Raw genomic sequence first — 23109 nt, forward strand, 5'->3', positions numbered from 1 at the left:
TTCGGGGCGGCCCGTCCTTTTTACCCCGCGGCCTTTGCCGTACACTCGTGGGAAGACATGGGCCTTTTCAGTCGTACCCTGTCCCGCCTCGAGGAGCTCAAGAAGGCGCTGACCCGGGATCCGGCTTCGCGCCAGTTCCTGGCGCTGGCGGACGAGTACCGACGCCAGGGACAGGTCCGCGAGGCGATCGGCGTCCTCGAGCGCGGCCTCGCCCAGAACCCATCGGCGGTCGCCGGACACGTGGCCCTCGGGCGCCTTCTCCAGCACGGAGGGCGCCTGGACGAAGCGCTCTCCTCGTTCAATGCGGCGCTGAAGCTCGATCCGCAGAATCTGGTCGCCCTGCGCCAGATCGCCGACGTCCATCTTTCTCGTGGTGACACCGTCGAGGCCATCAAGAAGCTGAAGCTCTTCCGTGGCCTGAGCCCGGGCGATCGTGAGGTCAACGAGCTGATTCGCCACCTCGACGGCGAGCTGGCCGCAGCTGCGGCCCCGAGATCCCCGGTCCAGCGGGAGGCCCCGCCGCCGCCCGCGCCGGAGCTTCGGACCGGAGGGATTTCCGTCAAGAGGGCACCAGCGCCGGACGTGCCCTCCGACACGAGCCGTTCCGCTCCGGGCCTGCCGATCGTCCCACCTTTGCCCGCCGTGGCCGAGGAGCACGTGGCGGAGCATTCGCCGGCCCCCGACTTGCCGGAACTCATCGAGCCGGCGCCGCTCGCGACCGCGGCGGTCGTGGAGCCGTCCCCTCCGCTCGATGCGACTTCGTCCGTCGGATCAATGGGCCCGGCGGCCTCGGCCGACGAGCCGTCCCGGTCCGGCGCGTCGTCGGAAGGCTCACCGGTCCTCGGCCCGGTAACTCCGGACGCTCCTGCGATGACCGAAACTCTCGCCGAGCTGCTCCGGGCGCAGGGGCACCTGGGAGACGCGCGGGACGCCTACAGACTGCTGGCCCGAACCGAGACCGAGCCCGATCGCGCCCGGAGACTCCTCGACGTCGCGCACGAGATCTCCGGAGTGCGGGCCGGCACGGTACGAGGACGTCTCGAGTCCTGGGTGGAGCCGTTTGCGAGGACCGTCGGCAGGAGGGATTCCGATCTCGTCGGAGCCGTCCAGGAGGTCGTGGAAAGGCTTGGGGCCACGGCGGCGGTCGTGACGGATTTCGAAGGAGTGCCCGTCGTCGACGTCGGGCCGCGGAGCGAAGCCGAAGCGATGGAGAACCTGGCGGCCGAGCTGACCGCATTCTGGAAGAACGTGCGTCGGAGCCGGGCCGAGATCGGAGAAGGGGCCCTCGACAGCTTCGTCCTTTCGGGAACGGCCGGATCTGTCACCGTCAAGGCGATAACCCCGGCCTACGCGCTTCTCCTGAAGGCCGGCCCAGGAATCCCGGCCGGACGCATCCGGTTCGAGGCGGCACGCGCCGCAGAGAAGCTTCGCCCGGCCCTCCTCTGAGCGAGAGCTCTTTGCCCGAAAGAAACAGATGAACGTCAAGGAAATCAGGGAACTCGCAGACCTCGTGGCGCGCCGTGGCCTCGCCAGCCTCGAGCTGGAGCAGGAAGGCTTTCGCCTTCGGATCGAGGGCCCTCGGCCCGTCCCAAGGGACGCGGGTCCCGCTCCCGCATCGGCGTATCCCGCCGTCCCCGTCTCGTGGGAGGAGAAGGTCCCCAGGCCGGAAAGCTCCGCGCCGGGTGCGCCGGCTGCGCCTCCGCCGGAGGTCGACGCGGGCCTGCACCTCGTCACGTCGCCGATCGTGGGAACCTTCTATCGTGCCTCCAACCCCGACGCGGACTCCTTCGTGGCGGTCGGGGACACCGTCGATAAGGGCGCCACGCTCTGTATCGTCGAGGCGATGAAGCTCATGAACGAGATCGAGGCGGACGTGGCGGGGACGATCGTCGAGGTCTTCCCGAAGAACGGCCAGCCGGTCGAGTTCGGCGAGAAGCTCTTCGCGATCCGGCCTGCCTGATGTTCCGCAAGGTCCTCGTCGCGAACCGCGGGGAGATCGCGCTCCGGATCATCGCGGCCTGCAAGGAGCTCGGGATCGCCACGGTCGCCGTCCACTCGACGATCGACCGTTCCGCGCTGCACGTGGAGGCGGCGGACGAGTCGGTCTGCATCGGGCCGGCCTCGCCCGCGGGCTCCTACCTGAACATCACGTCGATCGTCGCTGCGGCCGAGATCACCGGGGCCGACGCCGTGCACCCGGGATACGGATTCCTGGCCGAGAACGCCCACTTCGCCGAGATCCTGGGGGAGGTCGGCCTCACCTGGATCGGTCCCTCCCCGGAGGCGATCCGAAAGATGGGCGACAAGTCGGTGGCGAGGGAGACGGCGAAGAAGGCGGGCGTTCCGACCGTTCCCGGCAGCCCGGGTGCGGTCGCGTCGGCGGACGAAGCGCTGAAGATCGCCGACCGCATCGGCTACCCGGTTCTTCTCAAGGCGATCGCCGGCGGTGGCGGGCGGGGAATGCGGGTCGCTCGGAACGGCAAGGAGCTCGCCGCGGCGTTCGGCCTCGCTTCGAACGAGGCGGAACGAGCCTTCTCGAACGGAGCCCTCTATCTCGAGAAGTACCTCGCCGAGCCCCGGCACGTCGAGGTCCAGGTCTTCGGTGACCGCCTCGGAAAGATCGTCCACCTCGGCGAGCGCGAGTGCTCGCTGCAGCGGCGCCACCAGAAGATCCTCGAGGAATCTCCCTCTCCCGCCGTCTCGGCGGAGCTCCGCGAGAGGATGGGCGCCGCGGCGATCGCCGCGGCGCGCGCCGTCGACTACGTCGGGGCCGGGACCGTCGAGTTTCTCCTCGACCAGGACGGCTCCTTCTACTTCATGGAGATGAACACGCGGATCCAGGTCGAGCACCCGGTGACCGAGATGGTCACGGGTTTCGACCTCGTGAAGGAGCAGATCCGGGTCGCCGCGGGCGAGCCGCTCTCCTTTCCCCGGGTGGGGATCGGGCCCGGCGAGTTCCGGCCGCGCGGCCACGCGATCGAGTTCCGCATCAACGCGGAGGATCCCGAGAAGTTCACGCCCTCTCCCGGCACGATCACGACGCTCCACGTCCCGGGAGGTCCCGGGGTCCGTGTCGACACGGCGGCCTACATCGGCTGGAGGATCCCTCCCGACTACGATTCGCTCCTGGCCAAGCTCATCGTGCACGGACAGACGCGAGATGAGGCGCTGGCACGCGGACGGCGGGCGCTCGAGCTCTTCGTCGTACAGGGCGTGAAGACGACCATCCCGCTCCACCTGAGGCTCCTCGACCACCCCGACGTTCGCCACGGACGCGTCTCGACCAAGTGGCTCGAGCGGTGGCTCGCCGGGGAGGCTCCCGGGCGTTGAGCGGCGGGGCGCCGTGACTCCGGGGGGTGGCCGCGTCTATCTCGTCGGTTTCATGGGGGCCGGCAAGTCGACCGTCGGGAGGGCTCTCGGCGCCCGGCTGGGCGTCCCTTTCGTCGACCTCGACGAGGCGTTCGAGACACTCTCTGGCTTGACGATCCGCTGCGCTTTCGAGGAGCGTGGGGAGGCCTGGTTCCGAGAGAGAGAGGCCGAGCTCCTTCGGGGGACCGAGGCCCTTCCAGGCGCCGTGGTCGCGCTCGGCGGCGGGACATTCACGTTCCCGGAGAATCGTGCCGTCGTCCAGCGGGCCGGGCGCTCGCTCTTCCTCGACGTCCCGTTCGACGTCATCGCCGCCCGGCTCGGGGCGAAGGCGGCGGACCGGCCGCTGTTTCGGTCGGTCGAAGAAGCCCGCGCGCTCTATGACGCGCGCCTTGCTTCCTATAGACTTTGCGACGGGATCCTTTCACTTCAGGGGGACGAGGGGGTGGACGCGGTGGTCGAGCGGATCGTCGGGGCGCTCAACGTCCCGGGAGCGGGCTGAGGCGCGCCGGATCGTGCGCTACCTCCTCATCTCCGATCTCCATTCGAACGACGAGGCCCTTTCGGCGGTGATGGCCCGCGTTCGTCGCAAGAGGCTCGACCGTGTCGTCTGTCTCGGCGACTTCGTCGGTTACGCGGCCGACCCCAACAAGGTCCTCGACAAGATCCGGACCCTGCCCCTTCCGGCCGTCTCGATCCGCGGCAATCACGACAAGGTGGTCGCCGGGGTCGATACCGGCGAAATGTTCAACCCGCCGGCGCTCTTCGCGGCGCGCTGGACGGCCGAACGTCTCTCGAAGGAGAACCTCGAGTTTCTCAGGCGCCTTCCGTGCGGACCGATCCTCGTGGACGAGCGCTTCGCCATCTGCCACGGCTCGCCGCTCGACGAGGACGCCTACATCTTCTCCGACTGGGACGCCCAGGTGAACTTCGTCCACATGGACCGCGTCGCCCCGGCCGTCTCCGTCTCGTTCTTCGGGCACAGCCACATCCCGTCGATCTTCACCCTCGAGCCGGACGGAATCCTCGTCGAGGCGGTTCGCGGGAGCCGGAGGAAGCTCTTCCTCGAGCCGGGGAAGCGGTACCTCGTCAATCCGGGGTCCGTGGGCCAGCCTCGCGACAGGAACCCCCGGGCGAGCTACGCGATCTTCGACTCCGACGATCGGACGGTGACCTTCGACCGCGTCCCGTACGACGTGAGGACCACCCGCAGAAAGATCCTGAAGGCCGGCCTCCCTCCGATCCTGGGCGAACGGCTTCTCCTCGGGCTCTGAGGGCCGCGATGGCGCTTCGGCCCGTAGAGCGCCAGGGGTCCGAGGCCATGTCGGAGATGGCGGCGGCGACCGGCGCGTGCCTGTCCCGCGCGGCGACGGCTCTCTGTTCCCTGGCTCTCGTCCTCGCGGCGTCGGCGTGCGCCGGTCTCGGCCGGGGCGGGCCTGCCGAAGCGACGGGAGAGAACAGGCTCTCCCTGGCGGCGGGGCTTCTACAGGTCGAGGACCGACGCGACTACGACCCGCTCTTCGTCGGCCGCGCCACCGCCTCGAAGGATCCGTGGGTGCGACACCTCGCCGCCCTCACCTGCGGGCGTCTGCGGGATCCGGAGGCGTCGATCTACCTGCCGGTTCTGCTTCGCGATCCCGACACCTCGGTGCGGCGTGCCGCCGCCTTCGCCTCCGGGGTCTCGGGGGACCGGCGGTTGATTCCGGGCCTGAAGACGGCACTCCTGGACCCCGACGCCGAGACCGCCGCGGCCGCAGCGACTGCCCTCGGCCGGCTCGGTGGCCCGGAGGCGGAGAGAGCGCTGACGGCCGTTCTCCCGGGTACCGTGGGACCGCGCGCGGCGGCGGCGGGTGCCCTGTACCGATCGAAGGACCCGGCCCTCGTCCCGCTTCTCGCTGCAGCACTCGAGGACGGGGACGCCGAGACGCGCAGATCCGCCGCCTGGGCGCTCGCTCGTGCTCCCCGTCCCGGCTCGGAGGAAGCGCTTCGTGGCCTCCTCGCCGACGGCGACCCGGAGATCGCTGCGTGGGCCGCGCGCGGGCTCGGGCTTCTCGAGGACGCGTCCGCGGTGCCGCGCCTCCTCGTCCTCGCGAAGGGGCCGGCTCCGGGGCCTGCGATCCAGGCCCTTCTCGCCCTCGAGCGCATCTTTGCGAAGTCCGCCGCGAAGTCCGCCACGAAAGCGGACGGCCGGGATGCGGGACTCGCGCGCCTGGGCGACCGCCACCCTGGCGTGGACCTCGCGGCCCTGACTCTCCTGCGTCGGACCGCTGACGAGCCCCAGGTCCGCGAGGTGCTCGCGCACGTCGTCGCCACGCGAGGCCGACGCGGCGGGGTCGCCCTCGCGAGCCTCGCCGCGGGTGACTCCGAACGGGCGTTCGCCCTCGCGTTCCCTGCCGGCGGTACGGCTCCTCTGGACCTTCGCCTCGGGGCCGCCGAAGCGCTGCCGCTCCTCCCAGCGGAGAGGCTCGCGTCGTGGCTCGACGCCCTTCTCGCGGACCCGGCTGCCCGGGTCCGCATGGAGGCCGTCTCGCGCCTTCCGCGGGGGAGTGCCTCCTCCTTCGTACCTCACCTCCTGAGGGCTCTCGCCGATTCCGACGGGAGCGTCCAGGCCGTGGCGCTCGACGTCGCCGCACCTCTCGCGTCGGGTCCTGGGGCCGATGCCGCCCTCCGGCCGGCCTGGGACGCGGCGTACGCTTCGGCGCTCGCCTCGCGCGAGCCCGACCTCGTCGCCTCGGCTCTCGACGCCGCGGCGTCGCTTGCGGAAGGGGGCTGTCCGCTCCTGGCGGCGCGGCGGGACGATGCCGATGACCTCGTCCGTGCCCGGGCGCGGCGTCTCCTCGTCGAGAAGTGCGGCGAGAAACCCGGCACGTTCGCCCGGAAGCCATTCGCGACGCGTCTCTCGGCCGCCGACTACCAGCGGCTCGCGCGATCGGCCGAGACGAGCCGGCTCGTCGCGACGGTCTCGACGACGCGGGGTTCGTTCGAGGCCGAGCTCCTGTCGCGCGAGGCTCCGATGACGGTCGACAGCTTCGCCTCTCTGGCGCGGAAGGGGTTCTTCGACGGATCGACGATCCACCGCGTCGTCCCGGACTTCGTCGTCCAGGCCGGAGACCCGCGCGGGGACGGGACCGGGGGTCCGGACTACGCGCTGCGGGACGAGCTGAACCCGCTTCCGTACGTGCGCGGCCGGATCGGCATGGCGCTCTCGGGTCCGGACACGGGCGGGTCGCAGTGGTTCGTGACGCTCTCCCGCCAGCCGCACCTCGACGGCGCGTACACGGTGTTCGGGGCCGTGATCGCAGGGATGGACGTCGTCGATCGGATAGAGCAAAACGACCGGCTCCTCTCCGTTCGGATCCGCGAAGAGAGCCGGGTCGCACCGCCGGGTCTCGCCCCCGGACAACCCTGAATCCGGGCCCCGCCGAGGAGGCCGGTGCGAGGATTTCCTCGCCGGGGAGAACACTGCGCAGCGTAAACTGGGCTCAGCCATGCCGCGCTTCACGGTGCTCGAGACGTCCGCTCTCTTCTCGAACCGCGTCAAGTACGACTACCTGTTCGAGATGGAGATGTGGCTCAAAGGGGTCGAACGGTTCTTCGTTCTCGACAACCTCCCCCTCTCGTCGTTCGAGAGGTCGCACGCCTCGCTGAAGAACTTCGTCGAGGAGGTCGCCGTCGTCCGGCTCGGCGTCGCGCACCTCGCTCTCCTGACGACCCACCTCCTGGGCGAGGGAAAGGAAGACCTGGCGTCCTTCCTCCTCTTTCTCGACAGCCAGGTCTCCCGGGGGGGAAGCGGGACCTCCGAGCCCCAGCGACGGGGGAGCGCGGAAACGGAGCTGGCCCTCGTCGTCGAGAAGCTCGACGACTTCTCGAAGGTGCTCGACGAGATCTCGCGGGCACCCTTCCTTCCGCTCCAGACGTATCTCTCGCTCGGGCGGATCGTCGTCGGGACGCTCCGGAACGACCCGAACCTCGGGGTCCTGTTCCGGGAGAACCTCCGGCCGGTCCTCGACCGCGAGTCGAAGCAGTCCCTCGCCCGGGTGCTCGCGTCCGTCACCGACTCGAGCCAGAAGTCGGCCCTCGCGGCGCTCTTCGTCGAGCTCTTCAAGGGGCTCCGCTACACGGAGCGCATCCGGCAGACCATCGAGTCGCCCGCCACGATCAAGCGGGCGCTCCTCGTCTTCAGCCTCATCCGCGCCCAGGCGGCCGGTCTCTGCGAGTTCATCCGCAAGCGGCTCCTGCCGCGCTTCCCCGAGGAGTCGCCCGTCGGCGCGGGCCTCGAGCGCCTCGTCTTCTCCGTCGAGATGGAAGTGAAGAAGGTGATGGAGCTCGAGCTCGTCGACGTCGTCCTGATGAAGGACCCCAAGCTCGTCTACGCCCGGATGGAGGACGCGTCGGGGATCCTCAAGGACCTCTTCCAGCAGAGCGTCATCGGCCTCGCCGAGACGTTCTCGTCGGACGTCGACGGGCGGGTCCTCTTTCCGGAGTACCGGACGAAGCTCGACCAGAGCCTGAAGCTGCGCGACGACCTCTGGGGCCTGCTTCAGGCGGTCCAGGCGTTCTCGAGGGGCGCGGACAAGAAGGCCCTCAAGTCGATGATCGACACTCTCGACGATTTCCGCCGGGGCTCGATGAAGCACCTGATGTTCAAGGACTGGTCTCTCTTCGACCGGTTCTTCACGGGATTCTCGCGGGAGCGGACGCCTCGCGCGTTCCTGCCGGCAGCCCACCAGTTCGAGGTCTTTCTCAAGACCCTGATCCGGGAGGTCTCGAAGCGGTCGGTCCTCTCGAGCCATCCCTTCCGGGCCGGAAAAGGGCGCGCGACCGACAGCGCGGAGCCGCAGGAGCCGTCCCGCTACAATTGACGTCGGGTCGCGACTTGCGGCCGGGAGGTTCCTCCTTGGGTTTCGTCACCGTCCCGGCGGCCGCCGAGCACTACCGGCAGGGCCGCTTCGTCATCATCGCCGACGACCAGGACCGCGAGAACGAGGGAGACCTCTGCCTCGCAGCCGAGCACGTCACCGCCGAAGCCGTCAACTTCATGGCCCGCGAGGGACGCGGGCTCGTCTGCGTCTCCCTCACCGAGGAGCGCTGCGACGAGCTCGGCCTCGCCCCGATGGTCGAGGAGAACACGTCGAGCTACGGCACGGCCTTCACCGTTTCCGTCGAGGCGCGCGGCAAGACGACGACCGGCATCTCGGCCGCCGACAGGGCCCAGACGGTTCGGACGCTCGTCGATCCGCGGAGCAAGCCTCACGACCTGCTCCGGCCCGGGCACATGTTCCCGCTCAGGGCCCGCAAGGGGGGCGTCCTGAAGCGGGCGGGCCACACCGAGGCCTCGATCGACCTGGCGCGGATCGCGGGCCTCATGCCTGCGGCCGTCATCTGCGAGATCCTGAACGATGACGGCGCGATGGCCCGCGTACCGGACCTCCTGCGCTTCTCGGAGCAGCACGGCATCCCCCTCGTCTCGGTGGCCGACATCATCCGGCACCGGATGCACCACGAGAGGCTCATCCAGCGCGTCGCCTCGCCCAGCCTCCCGACCCGCAACGGCGACTTCCGCGTCATCGCCTACCGCTCCGACTTGACGAACGAGGAGCACCTCGCGCTCGTCAAGGGAGAGATCTCCGAGGACGACCCGATCCTCGTCCGCGTCCACTCCGCCTGCCTGACGGGCGACGTGTTCGGGTCGGCGAGGTGCGACTGCGGGGAGCAGCTCAACCTCGCCCTCGAGATGATCGCCCGCGAAGGGAAGGGGGTCCTCCTGTACCTCCTCCAGGAAGGGCGCGGCATCGGCCTTCTCAACAAGCTGCGCGCCTACGACCTGCAGGACCAGGGGATGGACACGGTCGCCGCCAACGAGGCGCTCGGCTTCGCGTCCGACGTCCGCGACTACGGCATCGGCTGCCAGATCCTCCGGGACCTCGGCGTGAAGAAGATGCGTCTCCTGACGAACAACCCCTCCAAGTACGTCGCCCTCGACGGCTTCGGCCTCGAGATCGTCGAGCGGGTCTCTCTCGAGATCCCGCCGACCGATTCGACGCGGGGGTACCTGTCGGTCAAGAAGGCGAAGATGGGGCACCTCCTCAAGCTGGTGTAGGGCAGACCGCCGCAGTGGCGTACGGCTTCGTCCTCGTCGGAGGTCTCTCGACGCGCATGGGGCGCGACAAGGCGCTCCTCCCGCTGGGAGGCGTCCCGATGGCGCTCCTTCAGGCGCGCAAGCTCGAGCGGATCTGCGGCCGTGTCGCGTTCGTGGGAAAGGACCCGGCGGCACTCGCGACGCTCGGGTTTCCCTTCGTGGCCGATCTCGCGGCCGAGAGGGCGGCCCTCCACGGTCTCGTCGCGGCGCTCGAGTGGAGCCCGGACGAGCTGACGGTGGTCCTCGCCGCCGACGTGCCCCGGGTCCCCGAAGCTCTCCTGTCGGGGCTCCTGGCGCGTCTCGCGTCGTCCGGCGCGCCTGCCGTCGTTCCCTTCGATGCCGGGCACCCGCAGCCCCTGTGCGCGGCCTGGTCGCGCAGCGCGCTGCCCGCGCTCCGCCTCGCCGTCGCCGAGGGCGATCTCTCGCTGCGCCGGGTCGTCGAGGCGACCCGTGCCCTCGTCCTCTCCGAGGAGGAGACGGCGCTCCTGCCGGGTTTCGTGCCCGGGGCCTTCCGAAACGTCAACACCCCGGAGGAGTACCGTGCCGTCGAAGAAGAGAACGCCTGAGCTGACGCACCTCGATGCCGAGGGCGCGGCGCGGATGGTCGACGTTTCCGGCAAGGCGGCGTCGGTGCGGACGGCGACGGCCCGGGCCGTCGTCACCATGGGGCCGGTCGCGTGGTCGGCGCTCGACGCCTCCGAGAACCGCAAGGGGGACGCCCTCGCCGTCGCCCGCCTCGCGGGGATACAGGCGGCAAAGCGGGCTTCGGACTGGATCCCCCTCTGTCACCCGCTCGTCTTCGACGGCGTCGACGTCGCCTTGACGCGCCGCGCTCGGACCCGGAGCGTGGAGATCGTCGCCTCGGTGCGAGGGACCGGGAAGACCGGGTACGAGATGGAGGCGATGGTCGCGGCGGCCGCGGCGGCGCTCACGGTCTACGACATGTGCAAGGGAGCGGAGAAGGGAATCGTCGTCGGGCCGATCGAGCTCGTGTCGAAGACCGGCGGCAAGAGCGGCGACTGGATTCGCCAGGCCGACGCCGTCCAGCGGCCCCGCCGGGGCCGCTGATCCCGGCTACTCCCCGCCCGTCTCGAACGGTTCCGTTGCGGCTTCGAACAGCGCCGGCAGGACGGCGGCCACGGGGAGGAGCGCGAGGCGGTCCCACGTCCAGGTGACGAGCCACGTCACGTCGGGGCGCGCAAATGCGAACGACGCGAGGAGGAGTCCGGCGAAGACCCCGGCTCCGAGGAAGAGCGGCCGGCGGGCCCTCCGGACCCCGGGCGCCAGGGCCAGGAGAAGCGCGGCGCCCAGCAGCCACGGCAGCGCGGGGAGGAGGGCCACCTCGCCGAGCGCCGCCATCGCCTGAAGGGGCTTCGACGGTTGGAACGCGGCGAGCCCGAAGTCGGCGAGTCCCGAAACGCCGTGGGCGGAGCGGTAGACGGACCAGGGAAGGGCTCCGAGGCCGAACCCCGTGCCGGCGACGATCGCGGCGTCTCGAAGTCGGCGGTCGGCCGCGAGGAGGCCTGCGACGACGATGAGGACGAGAACTCCTTCCTGCTTCGTCAGGGAGGCGAGGGCCAGGAGGAGTCCTGCGGCAACCGGTGTGAACGGCGTGGGCACGGGGCTCTCGAGCAGGAAGACTGCCGCCAGGACGAGGACGAGCAGGAGCGATTCGGCATACCCGGTGTACGCCGCGGTCTGGAAGTAGGGGAGCAGGGTCACCGATGCAGCGGCGAGGAGGCGAGCGGGAAGCGCAGCGCGCGTCCTGGCGAGCGTCAGCCCGGCGGCGAGGGCCAGGAGGAACGGGCGCAGGAGAGTCAGGAGGAGCTCGTCGTATCGCCCGAGGAGCTTTGCGGTACCCGCGAGGGCGAGGGGCCAGAGCGGTGGGTACTCGGGGTGGGAGAACTCGCCCGCCGGATCGACGCGGAAGACGGCCGAGAGCTCTCCCGAAGAGTGGATCGCCCTCGCCTTCAGGCCCCAGACCGCGAGGTAGTCACCGAGCGAAAGGGGCTGGCGGAGGGCAAGAAACGTCGCCGAAGCGAAGCCCAGGGAAAGCAGGAGCGCGGCCGCCAGGGTCAGGAGTCGCCGCCTCATCGCGGCGGGACTCCGGCCGGGGACGGCAGGAGCTTTACCTCGGCCCCCCTTCCCGGCACCAGAAAGACCCGGCGGGGTGCAAGGACGTAGGATGCCTTGCGCCTCAACCGTTCGCCCACATCGGAGGGGACGAGCGGTCCGACGGACAGGACGGCATCCATTTCGGGTGGCCACGTCGAGGCGATCCTCATGGCGTCGGCAGCGAACACGGCGTCCCGGGCCAGGCCCGGGGCGTTGAGCAGGCGCCCCCGCGGTCCCGCGTTCCAGAACCGGCCCGCCATGGCGAGAGAATCGGAAAAGGGGAGATCCTGCGCCGCGGCGCCCGCCAGGAGCGTCAGCATTCCCGTTCCGATGAGGACGGCGGCGAGGAGTCGGCGGGCCCGGAGGGGAATCACGTCGCGAGGTTCCGTGACGATTGTAGAGACCCCCTAGAATCCCGGAATGTCCGAGGCCGCCTTTCATCCGCACTCCGTCGAACCGACACCCGGCTCCCGCGGGGCGGGCGCATGAACGCGCCCCTCGGGGTTGCCGTCCTGACCGTCTCCGACCGCTCTTTCCGGGGCGAGCGGGAAGACCGGGGCGGCCCCGCCGTGGCGGACGCGGCCAGGAGCCTCCTCGGAGCGGACGTGGTCGAGCTCCTGGTCGTTCCCGACGAGAAAGACGACATCGCCTGGAACCTGACGCGCCTGGCCGACAACGTCCGCGTCGACCTCGTCTTGACGACGGGCGGGACCGGCATCTCGGAACGTGACGTCACGCCCGAGGCGACGCGGGCCGTGATCACCCGGGAGCTTCCCGGTCTTGGCGAGGCGATGAGGGCCGCGAGCCGGACCGCGCTCCCGACGGCGATGCTTTCGCGCCAGGTCGCGGGAATTCGCGGGAAGACGCTCGTCGTCAACCTGCCCGGGTCACCGCGGGGAGCGGTCGAGTGCCTCGAGGCGATCGCCGCAGCCCTCCCGCACGCCGTCGCGATGCTGCGAGGAGATGCTCCCGACGCGCACCCGGCCCGGGATCCGCGGTCCTGAAGCACGACGCCGGGATTCGCTCGCGCGTGACGGTCGCCCACCGCTTCGGAACGCCGATCGCCTTGTCCGTCGGGCTTGGCGCCGCGCTTCTCGCCGCGATACTTCCCGCCCGCGCGGCGCCGCGCGCCGTGGAGACCCAGGTCGCCGAATCCGTCCGTCGGATCCTCAGACTCTCGACGGGACGGGTCGAGACGGTGCCGCTCGAGGACTACGTTGCGGCGGTCCTCCCCGCCGAGATCGGCGGAAGGGCTCCCGCGGCCGCGCTCGAGGCCCAGGCCGTCGCGGCCCGCTCCTACGCCGTCGCCCGCAAGTCCCGTCACGCGGACCGGGAGGCCGACCTCTGCGACGGCGTCCACTGCCAGGTCTTCGCGGGCCTCTCCCGGGCGACCGATGCGACCCGGCGCGCGGCCGGCGCGACGCGTGGACTGGTCCTCGTCCAGGGCGGGCGCGTCATCGCCGCCCCGTTTCACGCCGTCTGCGGCGGGCGCACGGCGCGGCCGGCGACCGTCTGGGACGACGAGGAGACGCCGGACCTCGTTCCGGTCGAGGACGACGCCTGCCTCGGGTCACCGGGGGCGCGGTGGACGTTCTTCCTCCCGAGGGGACAGCTCCCTTCTCTCGTGGCGCGGCTGGGGTTCCCCGAGGCGCGATTCCTCGAGGTCTGGGCGCACGGGGACGACGCGAGGGTCTCGGCGCTGCGCCTCGCGGCACCGGGCGGCCGGTCGCTCGTCGTCCGCGCGTTCGACGTGAGGGCACGGGCCTCGGAGATCTGGGGCTGGAGCTCCCTGCGGTCGACCGACTTCGAGATCGAGGAGCGGCCGGCGGGGTACGTCTTCGCGGGGCGCGGGACCGGGCATGGAGCCGGACTCTGCCAGGCGGGGGCGATCGCGAGGGCGCGGCGGGGGGAGAGCCGCGAGGCCATCCTCGCGCATTACTATCGAGGAGTCGCCACGGTGCCGCTCGACTCCGTGGGACCACCGCGATGAAGACAGCACCCCTCCTCACCGGTCTCGACGTCCTCCTCGAGGACCCGTCCCCGCTGCGCGGCCGCCGTCTCGGCCTCGTCGCGAACCCGGCCTCGGTGACGTCGCGCTTCGTCCCGACGGCCCGCGCGCTCCTCGGTGCCGGTCTCGACGTCCGTGTCCTCTTCGGACCGGAGCACGGCCTCACGGGCGCCGTCCAGGACATGCTCGCGGTCGGCGACGCCGACACGCCATCCGGGAGGATCCCCGTCGTCTCGCTCTACGGCGAACGCTTCGAGGACCTCTCCCCGCGTCCGGAGCACCTCGTCGCCCTCGACGCCGTCGTCTGCGATCTCCCCGACGTCGGCTCGCGCTACTACACGTTCATATGGACCACGGCGCTCGTCATGAAGGCGTGCGCGGCCAGGGGACTGCCGGTCATCGTCCTCGACCGGCCGAACCCGCTCGGTGGATTCCAGGTCGAAGGGAACCTCCCCGAGGAACGGCTCCTCTCGTTCGTCGGGCTCTGGCCCGTCCCGCCGCGCCACGGCATGACGCCGGGGGAGATCGCACGTTACGTGAACGACGAGTTCGCGTTCGGCTGCGACCTGACCGTCGTCGCGATGAAGGTCGCGGGGAGCCGGGGCGCCGCCTCCCGCAACCGTGTCGGCGAGAATCCGGCCTGGGTCCTCCCTTCGCCGAACATGCCGTCGCGCGAGACCGCGCTCGTCTACCCCGGGATGTGCCTCCTGGAAGGGACGAACCTCTCCGAGGCGCGCGGTACGACGCACCCGTTCGAGATCGTCGGCGCGCCGTGGCTCGACGCGGAGGTCGCCGCGGATCGCGCGAACGCGTTGGGCCTGCCGGGCGTCGTTTTCCGGCCGCACGTTTTCCGTCCCACGTTCCACAAGTTCGCGGGCCAGGATTGCGGCGGTGTCCAGCTGCACGTCGCGGACGAGGAATCCTTCCGCCCGTACGAGACGGGCCTCCGCCTCGTGAAGCTCCTCAGGGATCTCGACCCGTCCCGCTTCCGCTGGCGGACGGAAGCCTACGAGTACCGCAGCGACGTCCCGGCGGTTGACCTCCTCGCGGGGACCGCGATCTACCGGGAGCTCGTCGACGCCGGGGAGAGCCTCGATTCCTGGATCGCCACGTTTCCCTCGGACGTCGCCCGCTTCGCGCCGGTGAGGGAGAAGAGTCTCCTCTACCGGGAGGGCCCCCCGAGGATCCACGTCGTCGGTGCCCACAAGTCGGGGAAGACGACCCTCGCCTCCGGCCTCATCCGCGCGCTCGCCGCGCGGGGCCTCTCGGTCGGGTCGGTCAAGCACACGCGGGACGAGTACGAGACCGACGCCCCGGGGAAGGACTCGCAGCAGCACTTCTCCGCCGGGGCGAATCCCGCCGTCCTCCTCACGGGCTGCCGGAGCGGTGTCCACGCGCGGCACAGAGGGGCGCCGTCGCTGGTCGGAGTGATCGCCCGCGAGATGCCGCACGTCGACGTCGTCGTCGTCGAAGGCTTCCGGGACGAGCCCGGGCCGAAGGTCGAGGTCTGTCGCGCGGCGACCGGGAGGGACCCGGTCGCGGCCGGCGACGGGGGCGTTCTGGCGGTGCTGACCGACCGGGAGACGTCCCACGCCTCCTCGATCCCACGGCTTCCCCTCGGCGACGTCGAGGCGCTCGTCGCGATCGTCGTCGACGCCCTCGGACTCGGAGGCGGGGAGTGAAGGCGATCCTCGTCCCCGTGCCGGGCGGTCCCGAGGCGCTCGTCTTCGGCCAGGCGCCGGAGCCTCGCGTCCGCGACGGCGAAGTCCTCGTCCGCGTCCGGGCGACCGCGGTGAACCGGGCCGATCTCCTCCAGGCTGCCGGGAAGTACCCGCCACCCGCCGGCGAATCGGAGATCCTCGGGCTCGAGGCGGCCGGGCTCGTCGAGGGGACGGAAGAGCGGGTCTGCTTCCTTCTCCCCGGCGGCGGCTACGCCGAGAGAGTTGCCGTGCCGCGCGGGATGCTGATGCCGATCCCCCCGAACCTGACCTTCGAGGAGGCCGCGGCGATTCCGGAGGCGTGGTTCACGGCGTACCTCAACCTCTTCCGCGAGGGAGGACTCGCCGCCGGGGAGGTCGTCCTCGTCCACGCCGCCGCCTCGGGCGTCGGCACGGCGGCGATCCAGCTCGCGAAGGACGCCGGGGCGAGCGTCGCGGCGACGGTGCGTTCCTCGTCGAAGGCGGAGCCTCTCGCCGCCCTGGGCGCGGACCTCGTCGTCGACACGACGACCGGCGGTTTTGCCGACGCGATCGAGGAGCGGTTCGGGAAGAGCTCCGTCGGTCTCGTCCTCGACCCGATCGGCGGACCGAGCCTCGCGCAGAACGTCCGCGTCATGGCCCGTTGCGGGCGCCTCGTCCTGATCGCCACGATGGGCGGAGGCTCGGCCGAGATCGACCTGCGGGCCGTCCTCACGAAGCGGCTGCGCATCGTCGGGTCGACCCTGCGCGCCCGGGCTCTCGCCGAGAAGATCGACCTGGCGGCGGCCTTCGTACGCGACGTCCTTCCCGGGTTCGCCAACGGGCGCTTCCGGCCTCTCGTCGACTCCGTCTTCCCGCTCGAGCAGGCGGCCGACGCGCACCGCCGGATGGCGCAGAACGCGAACGTCGGAAAGATCGTCCTGACGGTGGGCGCGTGATCTTCCGCGCGGCGGTCTTCGACCTCGACGGAACCCTGCTCGACTCGTACGCCGGGATCCACGACGCCCTCTCCGACGTCCTCGCGCACTTCGAGCGTCCGACGGTCACGATTGCGGAGGCGCGGCGGCTCGTGGGGCACGGTCTCGAAGCCCTGATCGCGAAGGTCCTTCCGGAGGAGCTGCGCGAGGAAGGGGTCCGGCGCTTCCGGTTCCGCTACAAGGTGAACGCGCCGACGTTGACGACGCTGATGCCGGGAGCCGAGCTCGTCGTCTCGGAGCTCTGGCGCCGTGGAGTGCGCCTCGCGATCGCCTCGAACAAGCCCGCCGTCTTCAGCCGGCAGCTGCTCGCCGGCTTCGGCCTCGCGGAGCTGTTCACGTTCATCGGCGGGCCCGACCTCGGGTACCGCGAGAAGCCCGACCCGTCGATGGTCCTCGCGGCGCTCCAGGCGATCCGGGCCTCGCCCGCCGAGACCCTCTTCGTCGGCGACATGACCGTCGACGTCGCGACGGCCCGCGCCGCGGGCCTTCCCATCGCGGTCGTCCCGGAGGGCTCGTCGACGCGCGAAGAGCTCGAGGCCCTTCGGCCGGACTACCTTCTCTCCGCGCTCACGGACGTCCTCGGGCTCTTCGACGAGCCCGGGGGGCGGGAGCCGGGGGGGGGGGGGGGGGGGGGGGGGGGGGGGGGGGGGGCCGGAACGCCGCTGCCCGGAGCGTAAAATCCGGCGCATGAGCAGCGCAGCTTTCGACTCCACGTCCGGCCACGCCGGCCAGGTCCGTTTCTTCAATCCGGGCCCCGTATGGGTCCGTCCGCAAGTGCTCGAGGCGCTCGGCGGCCCGATGATGTCGCATCGCTCCGCGGCGTTCTCGGACCTCTATGGCCGCATCCTCGAGAAGCTTCCGAAGGTCTTCCGCACGACGGGCCAGGCTCACACGCTCGCCACGTCGGCCACCGGCGTCTGGGAGGCCGGCCTCGTCTCCTGCGCCACGGGCCCCGTTCTCGCGTGCTGCAACGGCTCGTTCTCCGACAAGTGGGGGGAGATGAGCCAGAAGCTCGGGCTCGAGACGACGCTCCTGAAGGCCGAATGGGGCAAGCCGATCCTGGCAGACGACGTGAAGAAGGCGCTCGCGGAGAAGAAGTTCCAGATCGTGACCGTCGTCCACAACGAGACCTCGGTCGGGACGATCTCCGACCTGGCTTCCATCGCGAAGGTCGTCCACGAGAACAGCGACGCCCTCCTCTTCGCCGACGTCGTCACGTCGCTGGCCGCCACGCGCGTCGAGGCCGACGAGTGGGGCCTCGACCTCGCCGTCTGCGGCTCGCAGAAGGCGCTGGCGCTCCCGCCCGGCATCGCGGTCTTCTCGGTCTCCGAGAAGGCGCTCGCGGCGGCCCGGCAGAAGAAGTTCCGCGGCATCTACCTCGACCTCCTCGACGTCGAGGCGTTCGGCAAGAAGAAGCAGAACCCGACGACGCCGTCGCTTCCGCTCCTGTACGCCCTCGACGTCCAGCTCGACCACATCCTCGCCGAGGGGCTGGAGAACCGCTGGGCCCGCCACCACGAGATGCTCGCGGCCGTCGAAGAATGGGCGCCGAAGGCCGGATTCCGGTTCCTCCCCGACGCCCCGGCCCACTCGCCGAGCGTCTCCTCGCTCTTCCCGCCCGAGGGCGTGGGCGCCGAGGACCTCAACAAGGCGATGAAGGCCGCCGGCTGGGTCCCGGGCTCCGGCTACGGGAAGTTCAAGTCGTCCAACATCCGGATCGGGCACATGGGCGACGTCGACGTGGCCTCCGTGAAGAACGTCCTCGCTGCCTACGCTGAGCAGGCCGCGAAGATCCTCGCGGCCACCCCGGCCGCGGCGAAGGCGTGAGAACGGCGGTTCCGGAAGGGAAGGCCCCCGCCCACCTCGTCGAGGTGGCGGGGGCTGTGTCGTGAGCCTCAGAACCCGGGTCGGGATCGTCTTCGGCGGCCCCTCGCGCGAGCACGGGGTCTCCTTCCTTTCCGCCCGCTGCCTCCTCCAGAACCTTCCTTCCGACCGGTACGAGGCGCTCCCCGTCTTCGTCGGCAAGGACGGCCTCTGGCATGGCGTGGCCGCATCGCGCGAGGAGATGCTCCGGTACTTCGCCCGGCCGGCGCGCGAGGCGCTCCTCGACGGCGTCGTCCCGGGCTCGAGGCCGGCTCCCGCGGCGGCGATCGTCGCGTCGTTCTCCTCGGCCTTTCGCGACGGGGCGTGGGACGTCGTCTTCCCGATCGTCCACGGGACGTTCGGCGAGGACGGCGTCCTCCAGGGCCTCTTCGAGGCGATGAACGTCCCGTACGTGGGATTTGGTGTCGCGGCCTCGGCCGTCGGCATGGACAAGGTCCTGATGAAGGCCGCGTTCGCTTCCGCAGGGCTGCCGCAGGTGCGCTACGTCCCCGTCCCCGCTGCCGCGTGGGCGGAGCCGGCGCTGCGCACGGCCCTTCTGCCGCGCGTCGCGTCTCTCGGCCTGCCGCTCTTCGTCAAGCCGGCGTGTGCCGGGTCCTCGGTCGGCATCACCAAGGTAAAGCGGCTCGAGGACCTCGCCGCGGCCGTCGAGACCGCCCTGGCCGTCGACGCGACGGCCCTCGTCGAATCCGCCGTCGACGCCCGCGAGATCGAGTGTGCCGTCCTCGAAGGGGAGGCCGGGCCGACGGAAGCGTCTCTCCCGGGCGAAATCGTTCCGGCACACGAGTTCTACGACTACGAGGACAAGTACATCGACGACCGTTCCTATTCCGTCATCCCGGCCCAGGTCCCGGAAGGGGCGCGGGAAGAGGTGCGCCGGATGGCGTGTGCCGCGTTCGACGCCGTCGGCGGCGCTGGTTTCGCACGCGTCGACTTCTTCCTCGAGAGGTCGACCGGGCGCGTCTTTCTGAACGAGATCAACTCGCTCCCCGGCTTCACGCCGATCTCGATGTTCCCGAAGATGTGGGAGGCGGCGGGCCTGCCGCTCGGGCCGCTTCTCGATCGGCTCGTGAAGAGCGCTTTCCGGCGGCCGCCGCGGGGGCGCTGAGCGTTCGGCGGCGAGCGAACGGTGTTCGCCCGGTGCGGGCCGGCCAGCTGATTCCGCGCGGCCCCGAGCGTCCCTACAATGGCGCCCGCCGCCACGAGGCGGCACCAGGAGGTGTCTCGTGACGGACGTGCGTGAGGTCCTCGGAGCGACCGAGATCTTTTCGGGCCTTTCGGAGGATGTCCTGGGCCTTCTCGCGGGGGCCGCCTCGCGACGCGAGCTGCCGGCGGGGACCCCTCTCTGGACGCAGGGGACGCCGCGGCAGGCGCTCTTCGTCATCCTCGAGGGGAGCATCGAGATCTCCCGCGAGCGGGAGGGCGCCGTCGAGCCGCTCTCGGTCGAGGGGCGTGGCGAGGCGGTCGGAATCGGGGCGCTGCTCCACACGTCGGATCACACGACCTCGGCCCGGGCGCTCACGCGCGCCTCGGTCCTCGAGCTGCCGAGGGAATCGGTCCGGCAACGGCTTCTGGGCGATGCGGCCGGCGCCATGGAGGTCCTCTCCCGCGTCGCCGTCGTCATGAACCGGCGCCTCCAGTACCAGAGCTCCCGCGAGGTCGGGGCCGAGAAGGGTTACGGCTCCGGCGCGACGCGGCGCGAGCACGACCTCCTCGGCGAGCGCGACGTCCCCGTCGATGCCCTCTACGGCGTCCAGACGCTCCGGGCCGTCGAGAACTTTCCGATCACCGGCATTCCCGTGTCGCACTTCCCGACGCTCGTCCGCGCCCTGGCGATGGTCAAGCTGGCGGCGGCACGGGCGAATGCGCGGCTCGGTCTGCTTCCGGGCCCGATCGCCGCCGCCATCGAGCAGGCCTCGCAGGAGGTCATCGACGGGCACCACCACGGGCACTTCGTCGTCGACATGGTCCAGGGGGGCGCGGGGACCTCGACGAACATGAACGCGAACGAGGTCATCGCGAACCGGGCGCTCGAGATCCTCGGCCACGCGCGCGGCGACTACGCCGCCTGCCACCCGAACAACCACGTGAACCTCGCCCAGTCGACGAACGACGTCTACCCGACGGCGCTGCGGATCGCCGCGATCCTCGCGACGCGCGGCCTCGTCTCGGCCCTCGAGAAGCTCCGGGGGGCCCTCGCCGAGAAGGGCGAGGAGTTCCGCGACGTCCTGAAGATGGGGCGGACGCAGCTGCAGGACGCCGTCCCGATGACGCTGGGCCAGGAGTTCGGCGCGTTCGCCGTGACGACGGGGGAGGACGTCGCGCGCCTGCGCGAGACGGTGAGGCTCTTCCTCGAGGTGAACATGGGGGGGACGGCGATCGGCACCGGGATCAACGCCGACCCGCGCTACCCCGAGCTCGTCGTCGAGGAGCTGCGGCGCGTCACCGGCCTCGACGTCGTCCTGGCCGAGAACCTCGTCGAGGCCACGCCCGACACCGGCGCGTTCGTCATGTTCTCCGGCGTCCTCAAGCGCGTCGCGGTGAAGCTCTCGAAGATGTGCAACGACCTGAGGCTCCTCTCCTCGGGGCCGCGCTGCGGCCTGAACGAGATCAACCTCCCGCCGATGCAGCCGGGCTCGAGCATCATGCCGGGAAAGGTGAACCCGGTGATCCCCGAGGTCGTCAACCAGGTCGCGTTCCAGGTCATCGGCAACGACCTGACGATCACCCTCGCCTCCGAGGCCGGCCAGCTCCAGCTCAACGTCATGGAGCCGATCCTCGCGCTCAACCTCTTCCAGTCGGTCGACATGCTCACGGCGGCGATCGACACGCTCCGGCTTCGCTGCATCCGGGGCATCACGGCGAACCACGATCACTGCCGCGAGATGGTGGAGCGCTCGATCGGCATCGTGACGGCCGTCGTCCCGGCTCTCGGCTACGAGCGGGCGAGCGAGGTCGCCAAGGAGGCCCTTGCGACGGGGCGTGCCGTCAGGGACCTGATCCTCGAGAAGGGGTATCTCTCGGCCGCCCAGCTCGACGACCTCCTTTCGATCGAGGCGATGACGAAGCCGCGGCCGCTCGCGCTCGGGGACCGCACGGTCTGACGGGGCGGCTTCACGCCATCCTCACGCCACTTTCGTAGGGTCATTCCAACGGTCGCGGCGGGATAATCCCTGCTTCCGGAGGGAGAGACATGTCCAAGCTCATCGGGGTCCTGACGTCGGGTGGAGACACGCCCGGCCTGAATGCCGCCCTCCGGGCCGTCGGCAAGGCGGCCGAGCTGCGCCACGGGATGCAGGTCATCGGTTTCCGCGACGGTTTCCGGGGCCTGATGGAGAACAGGACCGTCTGGCTCGACGACCGGACCCTCTCCGGGATCCTCACGCACGGAGGGACGATTCTCGGGACGAGCCGCGACAAGCCCTACGCGATGCCCGTGGCGGGAAAGACCCTCGACATGACCGATCTCATCGTCGAGAACTACCGCAAGCACCACCTCGACGCCCTCATCTGCCTCGGCGGCGGCGGGACGCAGAAGAACGCGCACCACCTCCAGAAGGCGGGCCTGAACGTCGTCACGATTCCGAAGACGATCGACAACGACGTCGCGATGACCGACGTGACGTTCGGCTACGACACCGCGCTCGGCATCGCGACCGAGGCGGTGGACCGGCTCCACTCCACGGCCCACAGCCACCACCGGATCATCGTGGTCGAGGTGATGGGTCACAAGGCGGGCTGGCTCGCCCTCGGGGCCGGCGTGGCGGGCGGGGCCGACGTCATCCTGATCCCCGAGATCCCCTACGACGTCGAGTCTGTGGCGGGCGCGATCCTGAAAAGGTTCCGGAGCGAGAAGCGCTTCTCCATCGTCGCGGTGGCGGAGGGCGCGCTCTCGAAGGAGCAGGCCGAAGCGGCCGGAGCTTCGAAGTCGAAGGAGAAGGACCCGGGCGGGAAAAAGGAAAAGGCCGGAAAGAAGGGGAAGGAGGCCGGGAGCACCGTGGCGGGAGAGGGGCACCAGACCGGCAAGGCGCTCGGCCTCGCCCAGCGACTGGAGGAGCTGACGGGCCTGGAGTCGCGGGTGACGATCCTCGGCTACCTCCAGCGCGGTGGGACCCCCTCTGCCGCCGACCGGTTCCTCGCGACCCGTCTCGGCACCGCCTGTGCAGACCTCGTCGCGAAGCGGAAGTTCGGAGTCATGGTGGCCGCGCGCGGTGAGGGGACGAAGCCGGTCCCGCTGGAAGAAGTCGTCGGAATCCGGAAGACGGTCCCTCTCGACCACCCCTGGGTCGAGGCCGCACGCTCCGTCGGTACCTGCCTGGGGGACTAGAAGCTTCCCGCGAAACGAAAGACGGCGGGCCCTTCGGCCCGCCGTTTCAGCAGGAGAGTGGGGCTCGAGACCCCTCTGGGGCGTTACCTCGTCATTTCGCCGTAGCGGAGATCTGCTTCGCCGTGCCGATTCCGATCGGGATGGACTTCGGCTTCGCCTCTTCGCGCTTCGGGAGCTCGATCGTCAGGACGCCGTCGACGAGAGTTGCATTGATCTTCTCCGGGTCGACGTTCACGGGGAGCGAGAAGGCGCGAACGAATCGCCCGTAGGCCCGCTCGACGCGGTGGTAGGCCTTCTTCTCGTGCTCCTTCTCGAACGTCCGCTCGCCCTCGAGCGTCAGGACGCCGTTCTCGGCGCGTAGCTTGAGGTTGTCCTGCGAGAAGCCGGGAAGCTCGACCTGGAACACGAGCAGGTCCGGGGTCTCGCTGATGTCGACCGGCGGCGCCCAGGCCGCGAGGCTCGGAGCCTCGTCCGAGGTCCGGCTTGCGGGGTACGCCTCGCCGAAGAGCCGATTGACCTGGTTGCGGAAGGACTCGAGCTCACGGAAGGAATCGTTCCAGCGCGTAATCATGGGGTGGCCTCCTTGTTGATCTGTCTTC

At 70.5% G+C, this 23109-nt stretch carries 21 protein-coding genes; 18 read left to right on the top strand and 3 right to left on the bottom strand.

The window, feature by feature from the left end; translation table 11 throughout:
• Positions 1-57: 57 nt before the first annotated feature.
• From IPN03_12855 to moaC, 9 genes are all read left to right on the top strand, one after another.
• A complete protein-coding gene (locus IPN03_12855) occupies positions 58-1446 on the top strand; it encodes a tetratricopeptide repeat protein (GenBank protein ID MBK9374580.1) in 1389 nt (462 codons plus the stop codon).
• 28 nt (positions 1447-1474) lie between these two features.
• The gene (accB, locus tag IPN03_12860) at positions 1475-1960 is read left to right on the top strand and encodes an acetyl-CoA carboxylase biotin carboxyl carrier protein (GenBank protein MBK9374581.1); all 486 of its coding nucleotides are present in this window, start codon (positions 1475-1477) and stop codon (positions 1958-1960) included.
• The gene (accC, locus tag IPN03_12865; GenBank protein MBK9374582.1) at positions 1960-3330 is read left to right on the top strand and encodes an acetyl-CoA carboxylase biotin carboxylase subunit; all 1371 of its coding nucleotides are present in this window, start codon (positions 1960-1962) and stop codon (positions 3328-3330) included. Before accB ends, accC begins: the two co-directional genes overlap by 1 nt.
• A 13-nt stretch (positions 3331-3343) precedes the next feature.
• Positions 3344-3868 (top strand): shikimate kinase, encoded by a 525-nt coding sequence (locus IPN03_12870; protein ID MBK9374583.1) that lies wholly within the window; start codon positions 3344-3346, stop codon positions 3866-3868.
• A gap of 13 nt (positions 3869-3881) precedes the next feature.
• On the top strand, positions 3882-4640 hold the full coding sequence (locus tag IPN03_12875; protein ID MBK9374584.1) for a metallophosphoesterase family protein: 759 nt from the start codon (positions 3882-3884) through the stop codon (positions 4638-4640).
• A gap of 8 nt (positions 4641-4648) precedes the next feature.
• Positions 4649-6775 carry a peptidylprolyl isomerase gene (locus IPN03_12880; protein MBK9374585.1) on the top strand — a complete coding sequence of 709 codons (2127 nt, stop codon included), beginning with the start codon at positions 4649-4651 and terminating at the stop codon, positions 6773-6775.
• A 79-nt stretch (positions 6776-6854) separates the two neighbouring features.
• Positions 6855-8228 (top strand): hypothetical protein, encoded by a 1374-nt coding sequence (locus IPN03_12885; protein ID MBK9374586.1) that lies wholly within the window; start codon positions 6855-6857, stop codon positions 8226-8228.
• Positions 8229-8263: 35 nt separating this feature from the next.
• Positions 8264-9466: a bifunctional 3,4-dihydroxy-2-butanone-4-phosphate synthase/GTP cyclohydrolase II gene (locus IPN03_12890; protein ID MBK9374587.1), complete on the top strand. Its 1203-nt coding sequence runs from the start codon at positions 8264-8266 to the stop codon at positions 9464-9466.
• Positions 9467-9841: 375 nt separating this feature from the next.
• Positions 9842-10573 (top strand): cyclic pyranopterin monophosphate synthase MoaC, encoded by a 732-nt coding sequence (gene moaC, locus IPN03_12895; GenBank protein MBK9374588.1) that lies wholly within the window; start codon positions 9842-9844, stop codon positions 10571-10573.
• A gap of 6 nt (positions 10574-10579) precedes the next feature.
• Here the strand turns inward: moaC and IPN03_12900 are convergent, their stop codons facing one another.
• Positions 10580-11599 carry a hypothetical protein gene (locus IPN03_12900; protein MBK9374589.1) on the bottom strand — a complete coding sequence of 340 codons (1020 nt, stop codon included), beginning with the start codon at positions 11597-11599 and terminating at the stop codon, positions 10580-10582.
• The gene (locus IPN03_12905; protein ID MBK9374590.1) at positions 11596-11994 is read right to left on the bottom strand and encodes a hypothetical protein; all 399 of its coding nucleotides are present in this window, start codon (positions 11992-11994) and stop codon (positions 11596-11598) included. Before IPN03_12905 ends, IPN03_12900 begins: the two co-directional genes overlap by 4 nt.
• 111 nt (positions 11995-12105) lie before the next feature.
• On the opposite strand from IPN03_12905, the gene mog reads away from it, so the two are divergent.
• The 9 genes from mog (at position 12106) to IPN03_12950 (ending at position 22510) form a co-directional block, all read left to right on the top strand.
• Positions 12106-12624, top strand: a complete 519-nt coding sequence (gene mog, locus IPN03_12910) for a molybdopterin adenylyltransferase (protein ID MBK9374591.1) — start codon at positions 12106-12108, stop codon at positions 12622-12624.
• Between the two features lie 26 nt (positions 12625-12650).
• Positions 12651-13610, top strand: coding sequence for a SpoIID/LytB domain-containing protein (locus tag IPN03_12915; protein MBK9374592.1), 960 nt, complete (start codon positions 12651-12653; stop codon positions 13608-13610).
• Complete coding sequence (gene mobB, locus IPN03_12920; GenBank protein ID MBK9374593.1) at positions 13607-15310, top strand: molybdopterin-guanine dinucleotide biosynthesis protein B; 1704 nt, start codon at positions 13607-13609, stop codon at positions 15308-15310. The genes IPN03_12915 and mobB overlap by 4 nt, the downstream gene beginning before the upstream one ends.
• The gene (locus tag IPN03_12925) at positions 15307-16263 is read left to right on the top strand and encodes an NAD(P)H-quinone oxidoreductase (GenBank protein ID MBK9374594.1); all 957 of its coding nucleotides are present in this window, start codon (positions 15307-15309) and stop codon (positions 16261-16263) included. The genes mobB and IPN03_12925 overlap by 4 nt, the downstream gene beginning before the upstream one ends.
• On the top strand, positions 16260-16979 hold the full coding sequence (locus IPN03_12930) for an HAD-IA family hydrolase (GenBank protein MBK9374595.1): 720 nt from the start codon (positions 16260-16262) through the stop codon (positions 16977-16979). The genes IPN03_12925 and IPN03_12930 overlap by 4 nt, the downstream gene beginning before the upstream one ends.
• Positions 16980-16989: 10 nt before the next feature.
• Positions 16990-18129 (top strand): alanine--glyoxylate aminotransferase family protein, encoded by a 1140-nt coding sequence (locus IPN03_12935; protein ID MBK9374596.1) that lies wholly within the window; start codon positions 16990-16992, stop codon positions 18127-18129.
• A 61-nt stretch (positions 18130-18190) separates the two neighbouring features.
• On the top strand, positions 18191-19291 hold the full coding sequence (locus IPN03_12940) for a D-alanine--D-alanine ligase (protein ID MBK9374597.1): 1101 nt from the start codon (positions 18191-18193) through the stop codon (positions 19289-19291).
• Positions 19292-19418: 127 nt separating this feature from the next.
• Entirely contained in the window at positions 19419-21287 is a 1869-nt protein-coding gene (gene aspA, locus IPN03_12945; GenBank protein ID MBK9374598.1) for an aspartate ammonia-lyase, read from the top strand.
• Between the two features lie 89 nt (positions 21288-21376).
• Positions 21377-22510 (top strand): 6-phosphofructokinase, encoded by a 1134-nt coding sequence (locus IPN03_12950; protein MBK9374599.1) that lies wholly within the window; start codon positions 21377-21379, stop codon positions 22508-22510.
• A 91-nt stretch (positions 22511-22601) separates the two neighbouring features.
• Here IPN03_12950 and IPN03_12955 read toward each other — a convergent pair whose 3' ends face one another.
• Positions 22602-23081, bottom strand: coding sequence for an Hsp20/alpha crystallin family protein (locus tag IPN03_12955; GenBank protein MBK9374600.1), 480 nt, complete (start codon positions 23079-23081; stop codon positions 22602-22604).
• Positions 23082-23109 lie beyond the last annotated feature (28 nt).

Source organism: Holophagales bacterium (assembly GCA_016719485.1).
GTDB lineage: Bacteria > Acidobacteriota > Thermoanaerobaculia > UBA5066 > UBA5066 > UBA5066.

What these genes read in the sequence shown, in the direction of transcription:
- IPN03_12855 (MBK9374580.1), top strand. Translation starts at nt 58, where the DNA reads ATGGGCCTTTTCAGTCGTACCCTGTCCCGCCTCGAGGAGCTCAAGAAG.
- accB (MBK9374581.1), top strand. Translation starts at nt 1,475, where the DNA reads ATGAACGTCAAGGAAATCAGGGAACTCGCAGACCTCGTGGCGCGCCGT.
- accC (MBK9374582.1), top strand. Translation starts at nt 1,960, where the DNA reads ATGTTCCGCAAGGTCCTCGTCGCGAACCGCGGGGAGATCGCGCTCCGG.
- IPN03_12880 (MBK9374585.1), top strand. Translation starts at nt 4,649, where the DNA reads ATGGCGCTTCGGCCCGTAGAGCGCCAGGGGTCCGAGGCCATGTCGGAG.
- IPN03_12885 (MBK9374586.1), top strand. Translation starts at nt 6,855, where the DNA reads ATGCCGCGCTTCACGGTGCTCGAGACGTCCGCTCTCTTCTCGAACCGC.
- moaC (MBK9374588.1), top strand. Translation starts at nt 9,842, where the DNA reads ATGCCGGGCACCCGCAGCCCCTGTGCGCGGCCTGGTCGCGCAGCGCGC.
- IPN03_12900 (MBK9374589.1), bottom strand. Translation starts at nt 11,599, where the DNA reads ATGAGGCGGCGACTCCTGACCCTGGCGGCCGCGCTCCTGCTTTCCCTG.
- mog (MBK9374591.1), top strand. Translation starts at nt 12,106, where the DNA reads ATGAACGCGCCCCTCGGGGTTGCCGTCCTGACCGTCTCCGACCGCTCT.
- mobB (MBK9374593.1), top strand. Translation starts at nt 13,607, where the DNA reads ATGAAGACAGCACCCCTCCTCACCGGTCTCGACGTCCTCCTCGAGGAC.
- IPN03_12935 (MBK9374596.1), top strand. Translation starts at nt 16,990, where the DNA reads ATGAGCAGCGCAGCTTTCGACTCCACGTCCGGCCACGCCGGCCAGGTC.
- IPN03_12950 (MBK9374599.1), top strand. Translation starts at nt 21,377, where the DNA reads ATGTCCAAGCTCATCGGGGTCCTGACGTCGGGTGGAGACACGCCCGGC.
- IPN03_12955 (MBK9374600.1), bottom strand. Translation starts at nt 23,081, where the DNA reads ATGATTACGCGCTGGAACGATTCCTTCCGTGAGCTCGAGTCCTTCCGC.